Genomic DNA, 15,617 nt, shown 5'->3' on the forward strand with positions numbered 1-15,617 from the left:
TCAACATTTTTAATATGGCGAGGAAACTGCAATGGCAACTGACAGGAAAAATCCTGGATCAACCGGAGGGTCGGATGCTACGACTGGCGGAAAGGCCAGACAAACTGGTCGCACCACTCAGAAGAACGAGGTGGTGCTTGACCTGACAGCAAAAGACGTGACGAAGAAAGAAGCCGCTTCGCCATCTGCTAATCAAGCAAAATCCGGTACCGTGCCAAACGCTGGTGCCAAGCCTGCGGACGCTGCGAAGAAGCCTGCAGAAGCTGAAAAAGCAAACCCTGCGGCGAAGCCAGAGGTAAAGCCTGCAGATAAGGCGCAATCCGGCGCTGCTGCTTCCGCTCAGCCAGCTGGTGCGAAAGATGACAAGAAAGCTTCTGCTCCTGAGGCTGCTGGCAAAGACAGCAAACCAGAGACGGCAAAGCCGGCTGATGTAAAGGCGAGCGCGGCAGCTGCTGCAGCAAAGCCTGCTGAAGCGGCGAAAGCTGACGAGAAGAAGCCTGCAACCGAAGCAGCAACGGGTGATGCGGCTAAGGGTGAAGCTGCAAAGGCTGATGCGGCCAAGCCAGACGCGCCTAAAGCTGCTGTAACTGACAGCAAAAAACCGGAAGCTGTAAAAGGCGCTGGTGAAGCCGCTGCCAAGGCTACGACAGCCTCCCCATCCAACGACAAGCCGTCCGGTTCCAACGGATCTGCTCCAAGCCAGCCTGTAAAAGGTGGTGTTGGCGTTGGTGGTTTGCTCGTCGCCGGTCTTCTGGGCGGCGCTATCGCACTTGGCGGTGCATACGGCATGCTCAAGTACGGTGTTCTTTCTTTGGAAGCGCCTAAGGCACAAGAAGAGCAATCCGCCTTTGATAAGTTCCTTTCTTCCTCTGAAGATCGCTTTGCTGCGATTGAGCAGAAGTTTGGCGACCTTTCCAGCTCTGTTGGCGATTTCCAGTTCGACCAGTCCAAGATCAACGATCTGACCCAGCGCGTTGCCGAGTTTGAGGCAGAAGCCAAGAAACAGCTGAGCGCTGCGGGCGAAAACGTAAGCCAAGCGGCGCAGGAACAGATTGATAGCTTGTCTTCCAGCCTTGCTGCTCTGCGTGAAGCTGTTGCATCCGGCGGCGCAGGTGAAGCTCCTGCACTAACCAGCTTGCAGCAGAGCCTTGAAGGCCTGCAGGCAAAGGTTGGTGAACTGGCATCCCGTGGTCAGGGCGCGAGTGAAGACGCTCTCAAATCCGTTCAGCAGAGCCTTTCTGGTTTGCAGGCAAAGTTTGACGAATACACCACCTTGCCAGAGGACGTTTCCAGCCTCCGCACCAGCCTAGGCGGGTTGCAGGCTAAGATTGATGCTGCATCCCAGAAACTGGCAGCGCAGGAAGCAACCCAGAACCAGTCCAACACCGAGCTTGCAAAGCTGGTGGCAGAGTTTGGTAAAGTAAATGCTGAAACCCAGCAGAAGCTCGCCAAACTGGAAGCTGCGATGGGTGATGCTAGTGCACAAGAACGTGCTGCCCGCGCGATTGCCGTTTCGTCCCTGCGTTCTGCTATTGATAGCGGCCAGCCATACCAGACAGAGCTGAGTGCTGTTGAAGCCGTCATGCCGGCAAACAGCAGCGAACTGCAGCAGCTGCAAGCCTTTGCTTCCACCGGTATTCCAACGAAAACCCAGCTGATCGCGCAGTTTGGTGACGTGGCTCGCAAGATGAGTGCTCTGCAAGAGGGAACACGGGACAGCGATGTTGTTGAGCGCCTTCTCGCAAGTGCAAAGTCTCTAATTTCCATTCGCACACCGGGTGATAGCGACAGCACAGATACCGCAGGCGCACTTGGTCGCATGGAAGCGCGCGTGTATGCCGGTAATCTGGACGGCGCTATGCAGGCATACGCACAGATGCCTGAAGCAATGAAGGAAGCTGGTAAAGACTGGGCCGGAAAAGTTGCTGCACGCTTGAGCGCGGACCAGATGAGCCAGCAGATTACTCAGGAAGTTCTTAAATCGCTGGCACCGGCTGCTGGCGCATCTGAAAACGGGAAAGGGTCGCCGCAATGATCCGCGTACTATTTTACCTCGCCATCATCTTCGTGCTCGCCTTGGGCGGTGCATGGGTTGCTGAGCGTCCGGGTATTGTGACCCTTGACTGGGAGGGCTACCGCATTCAGGCAAGCCTGATGATCTCTCTCATCGCGTTGCTTGCGGTGGTGGTCGTCTGCATTGTCGTTTGGGGTATCTTCCGCTTTATCGTGCATTCGCCGGGCATGACTTCGCGCTACTTCAAGCGACGCCGTAAAGATCGCGGCTTTGACGCTCTGTCTCGCGGCCTTCTTGCTCTGGGCGCTGGCGACTCCAATCGCGCTCGCAAGTTTGGCATGGAAGCCGACAAGCTGCTGAAAGGCAATGAACCTGCAGCCAAGCTTTTGCTGGCTCAAAGTGCGCAGATGAGCGGCAACTCTGAAGAAAGCCGCAAGCGCTTTGAGGCGATGTTGGAAGACAACCGCTCTCGCGCTGTTGGTTTGCATGGTCTGTTTATTGAAGCAGAGCGTGAGCAGGAACCAGAAGCTGCCCGTCATTTTGCAGAGCAGGCTTCCGAAATGGTGCCGGGTCTCAAATGGGCTGGCCGTGCGGTATTGGGTTATCAAGCGGTGTCTGGTGATTGGGACGCTGCGATCAAATCTTTGGAGCGCAACTACAGCGCCAAGATGATCGACAAGAAGACCTACCGCCGTCACAAAGCCGTTCTGTTGACTGCCCGTGCTCTTGAGCTTGAAAACCAGAGCCCTGATCAGGCTCGCCCAATGGCGAAGGAAGCGCATGGTCTGGCTCCAGACCTCGTGCCTGCAGCTCTTGTTGCAGCGCGCCTGTTCTCTCGTCGTGGTGACTATCGTAAGGCCTCCAAGATGCTCGAAGCGACTTGGAAACTTAGTCAGCATCCGGATATTCCAGAGGCATACAGCCACGTTCGCCCGGGTGACTCCGCGCTTGATCGTCTGAACCGCGTTAAGCATCTGGCTTCCTTGCGTTCGCACTCCACAGAAGGGGCTCTGGCGCTTGCAGAAGCGGCTATGAACTCCAAAGAGTTTGATCTTGCACGTGACAAGCTGAAGTCGGTTCTTCGCTCTGAGCCGAGCCAGCGCGCATTCTTGATGATGGCAGACCTTGAAGAAGCCGAGCACGGTGATGAGGGCCGCGTACGTGAGTGGCTGTCTCGCGCTGTTCGCGCTCCGCATGACAAGGTTTGGTACGCAGACGGTGTTGTCTCCGCCCATTGGGCTCCGGTATCGCCTAAGACTGGCCGTTTGGACGCTTATGAATGGCGTGTTCCGGAAGGTGAAGAGGTTAAGGGTGAGCAGATCGAAGCTATCGACGATAGCCTGTTCGAGCCGCCTGTACTCGCCGCACCTGCCGCACCTGCTGCGCCGGTCGCTGAAAAGCCTGAGGCCAAAGTTGCTGAAGATGTGCTGGATCTGACGCCTGCCGAAAAGGTGGAAGAAACAGAGGTCAAGCAGCCTGTTGTGGAGCAGCCTGAAGTGAAGCAGGAAGAGGCAAAGGTGGAAGCGAAAGGAGCTGCCACTGAAAAGCCTGTTGCGCCTGTTGCGCCTGTTGAAGCCGTGGCTGAGGTCGCTGAGAGCGCTGCTGAGAAGGCTCCTGAGGAAACTAAGGAACCAACTGCTGAGGCAGCGGATAAGCCTGCTGCTGAGGATGAGGCAAAGCTAAGCGAGGCTGAAGCCAAGGACGAGCAAACGTCCGAAGTGAAGCCGGAAGAGGCGAAAGCAGAGAAGGAAGAGGACGCGGAAGCGGGCAAGGAAGATAACCTTGTCAAATTCCCGATGAGCCACCTTCCTGATGACCCGGGTCCTGAGCCAGAAGGTAAAGACTCCAAGGACGATGGATACCGCTTTTTCCGTTAGGCTTTAAGCTGTAAGAATGCCGCCCACATCCTAGGTAAACAGGGGTGTGGGCAGCGCAATTGAGGTCTTGAACTTTGGCCTCAGCTTTTGTATCAAGCATCCACTCTTTTGCGGAAAACTTCCGCACAAAGTGCCGCTGTAGCTCAGATGGTAGAGCACGTCATTCGTAATGATGGGGTCGTAGGTTCGAGTCCTATCAGCGGCACCACTTCTCTCAATTAACTCAATAATTTATCAAGCATTACAAGGCTTTGCGGTCAATCAATCACATATTTGACCACATATCGCACCACACAAATGAAGTGTGAGCGATCATAAAAGAGCATAGTAATGACCTCTTGTGCACACGTTTCTATCGCACCTATTAAGCCTATCCTTGGCTCTATCTCCTGCAAACATTCCAAGACGTCATTGTTTAACCGCTACGCTAGTGAGCGTGCGCTATGGCTCTCAGTGTTTGGGCAAGGGAAGCTACTGCTAGAAGAAGGTGGATACAGAGCCAGCTTGATACTAGACCCCCACTCTTTACCATTCACGCCTGATTTCACACTCTCTGAGGTAAAGGGGTGGGTCATGGGGAAATGGTGCTTTTCTTCTATTCTGATTTCCGATCTCGCAAGTCGCACCCAAAACATTTCGAGTGGATGGGAATACGGATTGTGGGACAATGAAGCACAACTTATGGAAGCTGCTGTTTGTCTCATTCAAGAGGCTCACACCGTACAATATAGCCCTTCCTGCACCGCTTGAGGAAGCTGAAAGGCTTCTCTCTGATGCTCGCCTTAAGCTCAAGAGAAAAGCAAAACAGCATCAGAGAGAAAACCTAGCTACCTACTCAGACCGTGTGACACCGCTCCAACTGGCAAGCAAGGCAGATACTCAGTTGAAGGAATGGGGTGTTGGTCCGTTTATGCCAATGGATGAGGGAGACTTTGACCCTAGAGACGCGATTGCTGACACACTGACAAGGAACTACCCAATTGACGATGAAACGGGTAACACTATCATTGATGACGAATACACAGCTGTGCTGCTGCAAAGGATGTTTGCGAGTAAAGAGCCTGCTCCTATCACCCTCACGGATGCTGTGAGGCTTTACACAAAGGAAAAGCTCAGTGGTGAGAGTTTCAAGCTTGAAAAGGATAAGCAGCGAATAGAGCGCATTGTGCGAGAGGTTGAGGCTGTCACAGGGAGTAATCCTGTCCTGACCACGATAACCCGTGAGCAAGCAAGGCAGGTGAGAGATAATCTCTTGAAGGTAAAAAAGCCAGCGACGGTAGAGCGTGAGTTCAATACGCTGAAAGCAGTGATAAACTACGCAATCAAAGAGTTCGATCTAACAGATATGGCCAACGCCTTCAGAGAGCTATCAATGCCTCGCCATTCACAAAAGAGCGCGGCTACACATTCTGAAGCAGAGCTTAAAGAAAGGCGCTCTCTTACAGATGCTGAAACAAAGATAGTAAGCGATTATCTTGCCACCAAATTGAAACAACCAAGCGCCCTTTTTGTTTGGCGCATGCTCAAAGACAGTGGATGTAGGTTAGCTGAGATTGCTGTTTTGAAGGCGAGCGATGTAAAGCTTGATGTGGAAGGCTTACCACCGCATTTAAACATCGCACCTAATGAGCGCAGAAGACTCAAGAACGCTTCTTCTGTTCGCTTGGTCCCTTTAGTGGGTGAAGCATTAGGTGCAGCTGGTGAGGCTCTAAACCAAGCTCAGCAGCATGGGCATGATTATTTGTTCAATCCATACTCAACAGCTCAGGGAACGCACAACCTATCCAAGACCATTATGAAGCATCTTCGAAAGGTCATTGAGGATGAAAAAGCGACAACTCATAGCTTGAGACACAGGGTCAAGAACAAGCTACATGAAGTAGGCGTACCTAAGAATATCCAAGACAGCATATTAGGTCATGCTGCTGAAGGGGTTGGTGATCGTGTTTACCTTCACGCTGAGAGCAAGCTAAAGCCAGCAGCTCAAGCCATGACGTTAGCTCTATGCCCAATAGAGCGGGAAGACACAATTAACTAGCAAGACCAACAAGATGCATTGAAAGAGTGGATGGTGATTAGTGGGGTGAGAGGTAGTCAGCAGCTTTAAGGATTACCTTTAAGGACATAAAATGGAGCTTTCCACGATTACATTCAGACCTATTCATTTAAAGACTGGAATAGGCATCTGAACATTTAGCTACTCATCACTATCTCACCCTACATCTTCATTCACTCTATCAATCCACCTTATCTATCATTGATAGACCTACCCCTTTAGGAACATCTATATGATGCATCTTTAGGGGTCTTCTTATATGGGTTTTATTGGGTTGGTAGGAATAGAAGAAACATCATTCTTCACTCCTGTCGTAGCATCTTCAAGAGTCTCCTTTATGGTCCCCCTCTCTATATTTTCTCCCCTTCTCCATATGTGGGTGGTATTTGAAATGCGCACCACATAAATGAGCAGTCAGTAAAGCCCAACATACTGTCAGGCTCTGCCATGAGACACCATTCGAACGTCAATCTGCTTTAGTGAGGAGAAGGAGCGTGCTTGTTACCTTCTGCCTCAGTCTTCCTTCATTGGCTAATGCGTCTGCTCGTTCATTCATGGAAACACCCTCATGACCTTTCACCCAAACCCAATTAATTGAATGAGGTTGAATCAGTTCGTCTAGCTGCATCCATAGCTCAGGGTTCTTCACTTTCTTGAAGCCCTTGGCTTTCCAGCCTTCGAGCCATGAAGAAACACCTTCAATGACATATTTGCTGTCTGAATGAAGGACTATTTTAGAGGGCTGCTTGATGCGTTTTAGTGCCTCAACCACAGCAATTAGTTCCATGCGGTTATTGGTCGTGTGGAGTTCACCACCACAGACCTCACGCTTGTGTGTTTCATTGAAAAGAATAGCTGCCCATCCACCTCTGCCCGGATTAGGAGAGCATGAGCCATCAGTGTAGATGATAATTTCTGGACGTTCAGACATATTAAGCCTTCCTATGCCTCACATCACATCAGGCCAAACAGGCACCTTAAGTTCAACCTGCGCTGGGCGTGAGGCGCAGCACTAATAATTGACGCTAGGGAATGATGTGAAATTGATATTCATAGGTGGGCGGTAATTAGTCAGTCACTGGAATGAGCATAAGAGTCACTGAGAGTCGCTCTATTCTTGGTGATATGTAGCTCGTAAAACATGCGTATCGCACTGTGTGACTCTCCTAAGGCTTCTAAGGCATATGTCAGAGAGAGTATATTCAGGCAGCAGGCTAAATCTGACTCAGCCTTTTCAGCGGGATTAATGATCTTGTTCAGAAATTCCAAGTTCGGCGTGATAATTTATTAGGGTCGTAAACCGGTATTCTGGGTTTCCGAGCACGTTGTTGTCGTTCTTTTTGATCGATTCTACATACTTTTTGACGTACTTTTCAAATTTGTCGGTAACGTGTTTTTCCTTGCCAACTAACTTTCTACCAGCCTGTTTGCTTTTGAGTACAAAAGGGGCTGATGTAACGTGATTAGGGTCTTTAATGAGTAGGGCTTTTGAAAAATCGAGCCCCATGCCTTTGACCGCTCTATCGTTTCGGTTTACTTCCAAGATAAAAGAAGCAGCATGTTTGATGTGCGATCGGGCAGGGATTGCAAAGGTAAGGCCGTTGATAGCCACTGTTACGATTCCGTGCCCCCTTACTTTACTAGCGTCCCAAGTCCCAGTAATTTTATTAAAGTCTAACGCTTCTAAAACTGTGGGGTTATCGATATAAAATGACGGGTCTAATTTAATAAGTTTCATCGGTGACAACACAAAAACAAAAAAACCCCGACAGCCGTCAGGGTTTTAAAGATAGCTAACACAAGGAATTTGAGTTTTTAACGTGGGGATGTTCCTACCGCCACAACAAACAAGGAATTTAGGTTTTTAACGTGGGGAAGTTCCTACCGCCACAAGCTATGCATTGATTTAAACTACATATGCTCATTGATGTCAATAGTGTTTAATTGAAATCGGGTACGGATAGCTGGGAGTACATCACGGGTTACTCAGCCTCGTAGATGAGCATTGACTTGCCTTTGAACAGGGATGCGGCGTTCGTTTTCTTCTTTGAGATTGTACCCTTTGATGTACCTCAATGCTCCTTGAGCAGTGGTCACGGAAAAGTTTTCCGCCACCCCAAGATCATCAAGTTCATCCTCAATCCGTGCAATAAATTTTCTGTTTTCCACGAAGCTCTCGCCAGCCATCTCACGGGCTGGATTGATAATGAAGTTCAGGAAGTCCAAAGAGGACATAGTTTGAGTGGTGGTGGAAGTGAGTGTTAGGTTGTTCATTTTATAACTCATAGATTATACATCCACAAATGGATGCTTTAGGAGAAAAAGAAAGGACTATCCAGCACAGCTTCAAGATCAAGTGAGCCGTGTGGTGGTGTTTCAGGGAATTCAGAGGCAGGAAACTGTGTCTCTAAATCTTCTTTGAAAGTCTGAAGTGCATCCACTAATGCATACATATGGACAAAGTGAGAGCGTAATAGTTGCGCTAATCGCCATGCATTACCTGCAAGCGTTCCATAGCTATTTAGAATGCAGCGAATTGATAATTGTAAAGTGCGCTTAAAATGAGAGTTGTGTGAATAAATATCCGAAAATTAAATCTATAATAGACACACAGAGAAAGCTCATGTCTTCAATTAAAGAAGACTAGTTCACTGATTGCATTATCGGAAAACAACGATGTTAAAGATGCGACGCTTATTCGTTTTATTGCTGTTGATTCTATTCATGCTTTTTTTCGGTATTCATCTAGGTACGAAAGAGGCTAAGGCGATTTCTTGGGAAGCGGCCATCAAAGCTGTACAAGACAGAGAAGCTTCATATTATGAGCGTGCCAATGAACTTCGCAAGAAAGACCCAGCCTCTCTTGGGTCAATTTTTGGCACCTATCGAATGAGAGAACACCGCTGTTCAATTTTAGGGCGGATGGTAGGCAAAAAAGCTGCGATTGTTCATTTGGAAACCTCTGATGAACCAGAGGCAGAAACGACATATGATTATTTAGTCGCCGCCCAAAGCCTAACCAACTGGCTTCATGCCATTGATAGCCTAAAAGACCTCCACAAGACACGTAAGGTGAGACTATGGAATTCGGAATGTGTAGGACAAATGGGTATTTCCTACGCATTCCTAGTCGACGATTTGGAGCCAGATGCATTTTTTGACATCATTCAAATTGGTTACAGCAAGGAAGAAGTTCTGCACATACTGGGACCTGTGACCGAAGGCTATCACGACAGCTTGCTAGCAGCTCTCGATGCCAACCCTAACGTGACTACGGTTGCTCTTGGAAGTTCAGGGGGGAATGTGATTGAAGCAATAAATGCAGGTATTGAAATTCGGTCTAGAGGTCTAGAAACTGTCCTCTGGGGAGATTGCTTTTCTGCGTGTCCTCTAGTTTTTTGGGGCGGAACAAGGCGAACAATATGGGACCCACCTCAGCAATTGGGCATGCATCAAATCTACACCGGACGTGGCAAGTCCATACCACTAGATCATGATTTGTATAAATTGGTTGCGATCTATGCGAAGAGCATGGGCGTAAATGCGCAAAAGGCATTGTCGTACATGTATTCTGCACCGCCAGAGGACATGTTTATACCTACAAGTCAGCAACTATGTGATGCATCAATGGCAACGTGGATACAACGAAGCTGCTCAGCGCCAAATCACTAAGCACTAATAGAGAAACAATCTTCTTCACACTGTGCGCTTACACCCAGATGAGCATATAAAAATAGGGGCAGGCGCGTTTAGTTTTCTAGTTTCAATAGTGCCACTATGGGAATGTGTAACTGGTTGTATATAACTAAAATTACAATTCTAGATTTAAATTACCTAATCATGCTACCCATTTTCTCAGTATCATAGCTACATCACATAGTGGGGTTTAACGTGAAAAAGTTTGTACTGAGAAGCTTGATGTTGAGCTTGCTGGGGGGAGCTGTTGCGGGCTGTGCAGCGGCCCCCAAGTCTCCAATGGAAGTTAGATTAAATCGTGCCGCAGGTGCGCGTATCGCAGCAGAGCAGTGTCCTGCCTATGGTGGTTACGCATCCGCCCAAAAAATGCTCAGCGACGCATCCAAAAACGCTGCAGAGGCCAAGAGGCTTGGTGCCACAAAAGAAGACTATGAAAAGGCAAAGAAAAACGTGAACGGAGCATTCATGACAACGGTATTCATGGTTGGGCAGCCTGCAGCGTGCAATAGCATTATCAACCAGCTCGCAATTGGCGGCACAAAGTCACCTGAACACTCCGATGAATTCTGAGGTTAAATTACTTGGGAAACTGAGGCGTATAAACGCCTTGGTTCGCTCTTGGGAAAAGACATAAACACCCCAACACTAACAAAACCTCTATCCACGGCATAGCTATTAGCCAACATAGCTGAAGGCAAGTGTCCTTCAAGGCAGCCGTAAAATACGGCTTTCAAAAGACAAACTCTATTTTCTTAAGCAAACGCTAACGTTTTCACTTACGAGCACCTTCCGTATTTCGGTAATAAAAGCGTCATTCCTCAAAATACAAGATAGTAATTTCTTTGCTTCAAAATCATCAGCCCAAGCAAGTCCCCCACCCAATATGTCAGAAATTCCAAATGATTTGCGCACCTTCATGCAGCCAAGCGGCATTTTACATGAATCGTTTACTGCCTGTCTTTGCAACTCTTGTAATAAATGAGTATAAATGAAGGCTCGTTCAACATCACCGATCTCCGACATTGTATTCATCATATCTCTGATGGCACGGGCAGAGCGGGTGTATATTTCTTCTGGAGAGCTGTGATGTGTAGCTCTTACAGCAGCTGCCACTCGCCCTAAATTGGTGGAGTCCCCGAAATGCTCGACCATCCCACTAGTGAAATGAAAGGCATCTAGATCGCGATTGCGAATTAGGAACTTAGCTATGTCGTTACAATCCTCGTATGATTCAATAGGTTTTAAAGACAAGAAGGCATTATATCCAGCGCATACGTAAACTCTGTCAAAATAACCATCTACATTCCTAATTGAACGCTCTTGACCGATTGCTATTCCATTAGTAAACGCAAATATAACTACCAGAATAAACCTCATTTATATCCTTTCAGGAAATATAGATGTAAATAGTAAATTATATTTATCAAAAAACGAATCTAATAATACTATTTCAGATTTTTAGGCGTTTAGAAGGGGCCTGTTGCAAACTTTGCTCTGGAATGGGAGGATCAGGTTTTTCGAGACAGGCTGTATCTATGAACAACGCTTTCAAAGGTCGCCATTTCACTGGTGAAGTTGTGTTGTGGGCAGTGCGTTGGTATCGCCGGCATGGGATCAGCTATAGGGACCTCGAACAAATGATGGCTGAGCGCGGTGTTCGCGTTGATCACGCCACAATCTACCGGTGGGTTCAGTCTTATGCTCCGGAAATGGAGCGCCGATTGCGCCGGCACTGGCGCCGTCCAGTCTCAAACAGCTGGAGGGTCGACGAGACCTATGTCAAGGTTCGTGGCAAGTGGGCCTATCTGTACCGGGCCGTCGATAAATTCGGGAACACGATTGATTTCTATCTGTCTCCAACACGCAAAGCCTTGGGAGGCCTGAAAGACTGGGAAAAGCCTCACGTCATCAACACTGACAAAGCACCGACCTATGGCATAGCCATTCGTCAACTCAAAGCTGGAGGCAAGTGTCCCGAGACCACTCAGCATCACCGCGTCAAGTACCTCAACAATGTCGTTGAAGCCGATCATGGCAAGTTGAAGCAGTTGATCAGGCCGGTACGGGGCTTCAAAACCATGAAGACCGCTTATGCAACAATCAAGGGGTTCGAAGTCATGCGGGCGTTGCGCAAGGGCCAATCCAACATCTTCAACCTATCCAAAGACATTACAGGTGAGGCGCGCATTGTTGAGCGGGCGTTCGGTGTTGGCTCTTGCGCCTTGTCAGAGGCAATGGCTTTGGTCAAAAGCCGTCTTGATGGAGCAATGGCGTGAACCACAGAGCCACTTATGGCCTTAAGTCGCCCAAACTCACGGTTTGCAACAAAGCCATACGGAGCAAATATGAGTTTCAAGGCAGTTTTCATAGGTGATAATGAACTGCGGTTTATGACCTACAGGGACGGTATTTATAGTTTTTGGGGTACCAACATTGCCACCAAAGAAGTAGGCCTGCTTTCTGAGTTAACTACTGAAGAGATAAAGTAATTCCCATACTGCGTGCTCGAAGATTGCACTCCAGATCCGCAGGTTCTATTAATAATGGTCTAAGCGATCCGTTTACTGGGATTGCATTCTATATGAAGGTTTTTTCAGCGGTGCCCAAAACGCAATCAGTTGAGAACTGGACTGCGAGGGAGGTGGAAATAGCTCGAGGTTATCCTGCAGCTAGGTGGCACTTTCACGGTAGGCGGTCGGGAGGGTGTTGGTGCGACTGTGAGTTAGGACGGCCGAGTCCAGCAAGGCTGCTACTTCGTGAGAGTTAGCTGAAACACGAGACAGGTTGTTTTTGTCTTGTAGAGCATTTTTAGAAAATCTTAGCGCTAAGGGGTCCTATGCAAAACAGTAAACAGGTGCAATCCATAGATTATAAATCTGCATTCTACAGCCCTGTGGTGATATGGGTATTGTTTTGCTTTTTCTCTTACACTGTTGGTCAAGTAGTTTTTGGTAATACATTCAGCTATTTATTTATGGGCGGAGACAGCTTTATTGGCTTTCTTACGAAGCCGACAGGATTTTGCGGGGAATATTCAGGGGAGTTTGATTTAGAAACTGTCGCTTGCCGGCTTCTCTATCCAGAAGCAGTGGTAACTCTCGTATACTTACCACTTTTTTTGATAGCTTTGATTGCGTGGTGCGGGACCATGTTACACGCAAGGTGTTTCTTGTTATTTGTCGATCGACGTCAGAGGTTTATAATAGTCGTAGCAATGAGCGTTTATATGCTTATTTGGTTTGCGTTTTCTTTAAGTATGTTGCCTAAGTATTTCTTCTTTACTGGCCCTATCCATGGGTTCCATCCATTACTTCCCCTTGTAAATAGTACATTCAACTTTGTAGTTCCGGTGATTTCTTGGATTGTTTTAGATCGGGTTACAATTCGCTAGGTACGATTTAAAGGCTGAATTAGAGTTTGATCGAAATAGCTGAGACTCTCTAGTAACGGCTCCTTAGCAAAAATTTGCGCGTAAAAAGTAATTTCAGCGGATATACGCGGAGCTGAACAAGTTTGATGGAGCAATGGCGTGAAACACAGCGCCACTTATGGCCTTAAGCCGTCCATACTCACGGTTTGCAACAGTGCCCAAATTTCTCAAATCTGAACTAATTACATTTTTGTGAATTGAATACTTGTTGGAAGTCAGCCATTGACATCCCCTCCGTAACTTCGGAGGTATAAAGCAGTCCGAGCGGTCGCAGTTTCAACCAGTTCGTGTAGAATACGGACCTAGGAATTCCAACAAAATCCAGATCTTCATGCGGCGCACTTAGATTTGACAGTCAAAAATGCGCACCCATACCAGTCATTATACACCTGTCTTCTTCCGCTACGCTATCACCCCAGAAGTAAATAGCAGTTATTTCTATGATGAAGTCACCGACATATCTATCTATGCGACAATTTTTCATCTTAAATAACTGCGCATTACCTTCAACGAGTGGGAGTTCACTTTCTGATAAATCAGTTGGCGCTCTCCTCGTGAACTGTATTTCAACACTCTGAAAAGTATCTGCAAATTTCCCAGCACTTGGAGTGAAAAGGGGGAGTTCATAACTTCCTGAGTTTATCCCCATAGCACTATAAATTATTAAGTCGCCCCAAACTCGATCGTTAGCGTTTTTTGATCCAAATCGTAATCGCTTCAGCGGCTTTTTTGCTGTACTATCTTACCTTGGCTGCCTATAGACTTCTACCAAGCCCTTATCAGGCGCAAACCAATACCCGTCTTCGACATCATCAATTTCGATCATTGTTAGTGAATGGTGACACGCTCTTTCTTGAGCCGCAGCCGAAAGGCCCGAAAACACCAAGAATATGATGCAAATTGAATAGACATCAAAGCTTCGACGTCCTCCTGGGGTCACCATGTTGCCACTCCAGCAGCTCCATCTTGACCTGGCTACGGTCGCAGCGAGCCGTTTAAGGGAATTGTTTTCGATGGGAAAACTTTTTGCAACAGTGCCAAGCAGCAAGACAGAATAGTTTACGACGCTTTTGCAAGCACGGCCAAACGGCGTGTCGTCAGGCTTTGCGCGAAGCCTCGGAACAAAGGCCAGAGCCCCCTCAAGAACCCATAGCTCTTCGCGCCGTACAGAAGTCCTCGCATCTTCTGACATAACCGTACCTCTAACGCATAAAGCAACCAAATAGTGAAATGTACGTAGGGTAAGGCCGGCCAGTGGTCAATAAGGAAAACGCAGCCTACGCGAGCGTTGTTGCAAGCTGTGCGTTCGGGCGTTTTTGGCCTGGTGAACTTTTTGCAATATAGCCAGCGGCTTGCTTCAAGTCGTTTCCAGTTCCCTTGAAATTCTCCTAATAGTGCGAACATCGCAGCCGAGCTTTCGGCTGATAGCGCTCTTGTTCATACCTTGCTCCATAAGAGAAGCCACTTCGCTGCGGTCAATGGTGGGCGCTCGGCCTTTGTACTTGCCTGCTGCTTTCGCTTTGGCAATGCCTTCCATCTGGCGCTCTTTTCGCAGTTCCGTTTCGAACTCCGCAAATCCGGCCAGCATGGTAACGAAGAGCTTTCCTTCACTGGTACTGGTGTCGATACTTTGCTTTAGAATACGCAGCTCGACCCCGCGAGCCTTCAAGTCTTCCACTAGCTTCAGGAGATCTACAGCAGAGCGAGCAAGGCGGTCCATGCGCGTGACCACCAAAGTATCGCCGGACTTTACGAACTCGAGTAGTAGCTTCAATTCATCACGCCCCTCCCGCGAGGTGCCGGAAACTTTCTCTGAACGAATGAAGTCGCATCCGGCAGCTTTGAGTTCTTGTTCCTGAATAGACAAGTCCTGTCCGGTTGTGGAGACGCGGGCGTAGCCGAAGACGGTAGGCATGGTGCAGGTGTCCTTATCAAGCCCCCACTATGTGCAATCTATAAGGGAGGCATTTAGCTGCTCCATTAATAGGCGTATAAATTATAGAGTTCAAGGCCCTGTCGGACATTTGATCAAGTTTAACTTTTATGCCCTATAAATTTCAGCCATTCCCAACAACCGTTCAACTAGGGCGCTAAGGTATACTCTTGAAGACTGAATAAAAATGCTCACTAAATCAGCAACATGACAGTTGAGGCTTGAACTTCTTTTGGTTGTGTACTTAATAAATTATTTACCGCTAGTCGAATGTTGATGAATAAAGGGTGTGACGAATGGCAACGACAATGTTTTTTGAGGAATACATTCGTGATCAAAACGGCAAGGGCACGCTGACTGTGGAGTTCGGGCGCTCGTCTTACTACGCAGGGTGCACATTAAAGGATGGTAGTGAGGGGGAGTCGAGTATCTATCTCAATGTGGACGGTAAGTTAGTAATAATGGATATAGAAACAGCAAAAAAGTTCGTGTCTGCTGCAGTGGATGTTGGGGAGTATTTTGGCTTGTTAGATTGAACGTATTCGTTTTTAATGAGATTAACTATTTTAGTTAATGGAATATTATTGTGCTTACTGGTGTGGGTGGCGATA

The 15,617-nt window shown here is 47.9% G+C and carries 13 protein-coding genes and 1 tRNA gene; 9 read left to right on the forward strand and 5 right to left on the reverse strand.

From position 1 onward, the window contains the following. Window positions 1–31 precede the first annotated feature (31 nt). The 4 genes from E1162_RS06180 to E1162_RS06195 all read left to right on the forward strand — a co-directional run bounded on the left by E1162_RS06180 (window position 32) and on the right by E1162_RS06195 (window position 5,929). Complete coding sequence (locus tag E1162_RS06180) at window positions 32–2,035, forward strand: mitofilin family membrane protein (protein WP_155128353.1); 2,004 nt, start codon at window positions 32–34, stop codon at window positions 2,033–2,035. Beyond that, window positions 2,032–3,891 (forward strand): heme biosynthesis protein HemY, encoded by a 1,860-nt coding sequence (locus E1162_RS06185; protein ID WP_155128355.1) that lies wholly within the window; start codon window positions 2,032–2,034, stop codon window positions 3,889–3,891. Before E1162_RS06180 ends, E1162_RS06185 begins: the two co-directional genes overlap by 4 nt. 132 nt (window positions 3,892–4,023) lie before the next feature. Then, window positions 4,024–4,099 (forward strand) — tRNA-Thr (locus tag E1162_RS06190). A gap of 459 nt (window positions 4,100–4,558) precedes the next feature. Next, window positions 4,559–5,929: a site-specific integrase gene (locus E1162_RS06195; protein WP_155128357.1), complete on the forward strand. Its 1,371-nt coding sequence runs from the start codon at window positions 4,559–4,561 to the stop codon at window positions 5,927–5,929. A 484-nt stretch (window positions 5,930–6,413) separates the two neighbouring features. Here the strand turns inward: E1162_RS06195 and rnhA are convergent, their stop codons facing one another. The 3 genes from rnhA to E1162_RS06210 form a co-directional block, all read right to left on the reverse strand. Continuing rightward, window positions 6,414–6,878: a ribonuclease HI gene (gene rnhA, locus E1162_RS06200; RefSeq protein WP_155128359.1), complete on the reverse strand. Its 465-nt coding sequence runs from the start codon at window positions 6,876–6,878 to the stop codon at window positions 6,414–6,416. A 312-nt stretch (window positions 6,879–7,190) separates the two neighbouring features. After that, window positions 7,191–7,685: a type III toxin-antitoxin system TenpIN family toxin gene (tenpIN, locus tag E1162_RS06205; protein ID WP_155128361.1), complete on the reverse strand. Its 495-nt coding sequence runs from the start codon at window positions 7,683–7,685 to the stop codon at window positions 7,191–7,193. Window positions 7,686–7,933: 248 nt separating this feature from the next. Further along, window positions 7,934–8,221, reverse strand: coding sequence for a hypothetical protein (locus E1162_RS06210; RefSeq protein ID WP_155128363.1), 288 nt, complete (start codon window positions 8,219–8,221; stop codon window positions 7,934–7,936). Between the two features lie 402 nt (window positions 8,222–8,623). On the opposite strand from E1162_RS06210, the gene E1162_RS06220 reads away from it, so the two are divergent. Together E1162_RS06220 and E1162_RS06225 are read left to right on the forward strand one after the other, a co-directional pair. After that, window positions 8,624–9,619, forward strand: coding sequence for a hypothetical protein (locus tag E1162_RS06220; protein WP_155128365.1), 996 nt, complete (start codon window positions 8,624–8,626; stop codon window positions 9,617–9,619). A 219-nt stretch (window positions 9,620–9,838) separates the two neighbouring features. After that, a complete protein-coding gene (locus E1162_RS06225) occupies window positions 9,839–10,213 on the forward strand; it encodes a hypothetical protein (protein ID WP_371311828.1) in 375 nt (124 codons plus the stop codon). A gap of 174 nt (window positions 10,214–10,387) precedes the next feature. Here the strand turns inward: E1162_RS06225 and E1162_RS06230 are convergent, their stop codons facing one another. Beyond that, window positions 10,388–11,020: a hypothetical protein gene (locus E1162_RS06230; protein ID WP_155128367.1), complete on the reverse strand. Its 633-nt coding sequence runs from the start codon at window positions 11,018–11,020 to the stop codon at window positions 10,388–10,390. Window positions 11,021–11,178: 158 nt separating this feature from the next. Here E1162_RS06230 and E1162_RS06235 point away from each other — a divergent pair, with 158 nt between their 5' ends. After that, on the forward strand, window positions 11,179–11,919 hold the full coding sequence (locus E1162_RS06235; RefSeq protein WP_155128369.1) for an IS6 family transposase: 741 nt from the start codon (window positions 11,179–11,181) through the stop codon (window positions 11,917–11,919). Between the two features lie 560 nt (window positions 11,920–12,479). Beyond that, the gene (locus E1162_RS06240; protein ID WP_155128371.1) at window positions 12,480–13,034 is read left to right on the forward strand and encodes a hypothetical protein; all 555 of its coding nucleotides are present in this window, start codon (window positions 12,480–12,482) and stop codon (window positions 13,032–13,034) included. 1,396 nt (window positions 13,035–14,430) lie between these two features. Here the strand turns inward: E1162_RS06240 and E1162_RS06245 are convergent. Next, the gene (locus tag E1162_RS06245) at window positions 14,431–14,988 is read right to left on the reverse strand and encodes a recombinase family protein (protein ID WP_155128373.1); all 558 of its coding nucleotides are present in this window, start codon (window positions 14,986–14,988) and stop codon (window positions 14,431–14,433) included. 314 nt (window positions 14,989–15,302) lie between these two features. Between E1162_RS06245 and E1162_RS06250 the strand changes: the two genes are divergently transcribed. Continuing rightward, window positions 15,303–15,542 carry a hypothetical protein gene (locus E1162_RS06250; protein ID WP_155128375.1) on the forward strand — a complete coding sequence of 80 codons (240 nt, stop codon included), beginning with the start codon at window positions 15,303–15,305 and terminating at the stop codon, window positions 15,540–15,542. Window positions 15,543–15,617 lie beyond the last annotated feature (75 nt).

The organism is Pseudovibrio flavus, from assembly GCF_009711345.1.
Taxonomy (GTDB): Bacteria; Pseudomonadota; Alphaproteobacteria; order Rhizobiales; family Stappiaceae; genus Pseudovibrio; species Pseudovibrio flavus.

Coding starts and splice junctions, on each gene's coding strand:
- rnhA (WP_155128359.1), bottom strand. CDS start 6,878: ATGTCTGAACGTCCAGAAATTATCATCTACACTGATGGCTCATGCTCT.
- E1162_RS06220 (WP_155128365.1), top strand. CDS start 8,624: ATGTTAAAGATGCGACGCTTATTCGTTTTATTGCTGTTGATTCTATTC.
- tenpIN (WP_155128361.1), bottom strand. CDS start 7,685: ATGAAACTTATTAAATTAGACCCGTCATTTTATATCGATAACCCCACA.
- E1162_RS06195 (WP_155128357.1), top strand. CDS start 4,559: ATGAAGCACAACTTATGGAAGCTGCTGTTTGTCTCATTCAAGAGGCTC.
- E1162_RS06230 (WP_155128367.1), bottom strand. CDS start 11,020: ATGAGGTTTATTCTGGTAGTTATATTTGCGTTTACTAATGGAATAGCA.
- E1162_RS06250 (WP_155128375.1), top strand. CDS start 15,303: ATGGCAACGACAATGTTTTTTGAGGAATACATTCGTGATCAAAACGGC.
- E1162_RS06245 (WP_155128373.1), bottom strand. CDS start 14,988: ATGCCTACCGTCTTCGGCTACGCCCGCGTCTCCACAACCGGACAGGAC.
- E1162_RS06185 (WP_155128355.1), top strand. CDS start 2,032: ATGATCCGCGTACTATTTTACCTCGCCATCATCTTCGTGCTCGCCTTG.
- E1162_RS06180 (WP_155128353.1), top strand. CDS start 32: ATGGCAACTGACAGGAAAAATCCTGGATCAACCGGAGGGTCGGATGCT.
- E1162_RS06210 (WP_155128363.1), bottom strand. CDS start 8,221: ATGAACAACCTAACACTCACTTCCACCACCACTCAAACTATGTCCTCT.
- E1162_RS06240 (WP_155128371.1), top strand. CDS start 12,480: ATGCAAAACAGTAAACAGGTGCAATCCATAGATTATAAATCTGCATTC.
- E1162_RS06235 (WP_155128369.1), top strand. CDS start 11,179: ATGAACAACGCTTTCAAAGGTCGCCATTTCACTGGTGAAGTTGTGTTG.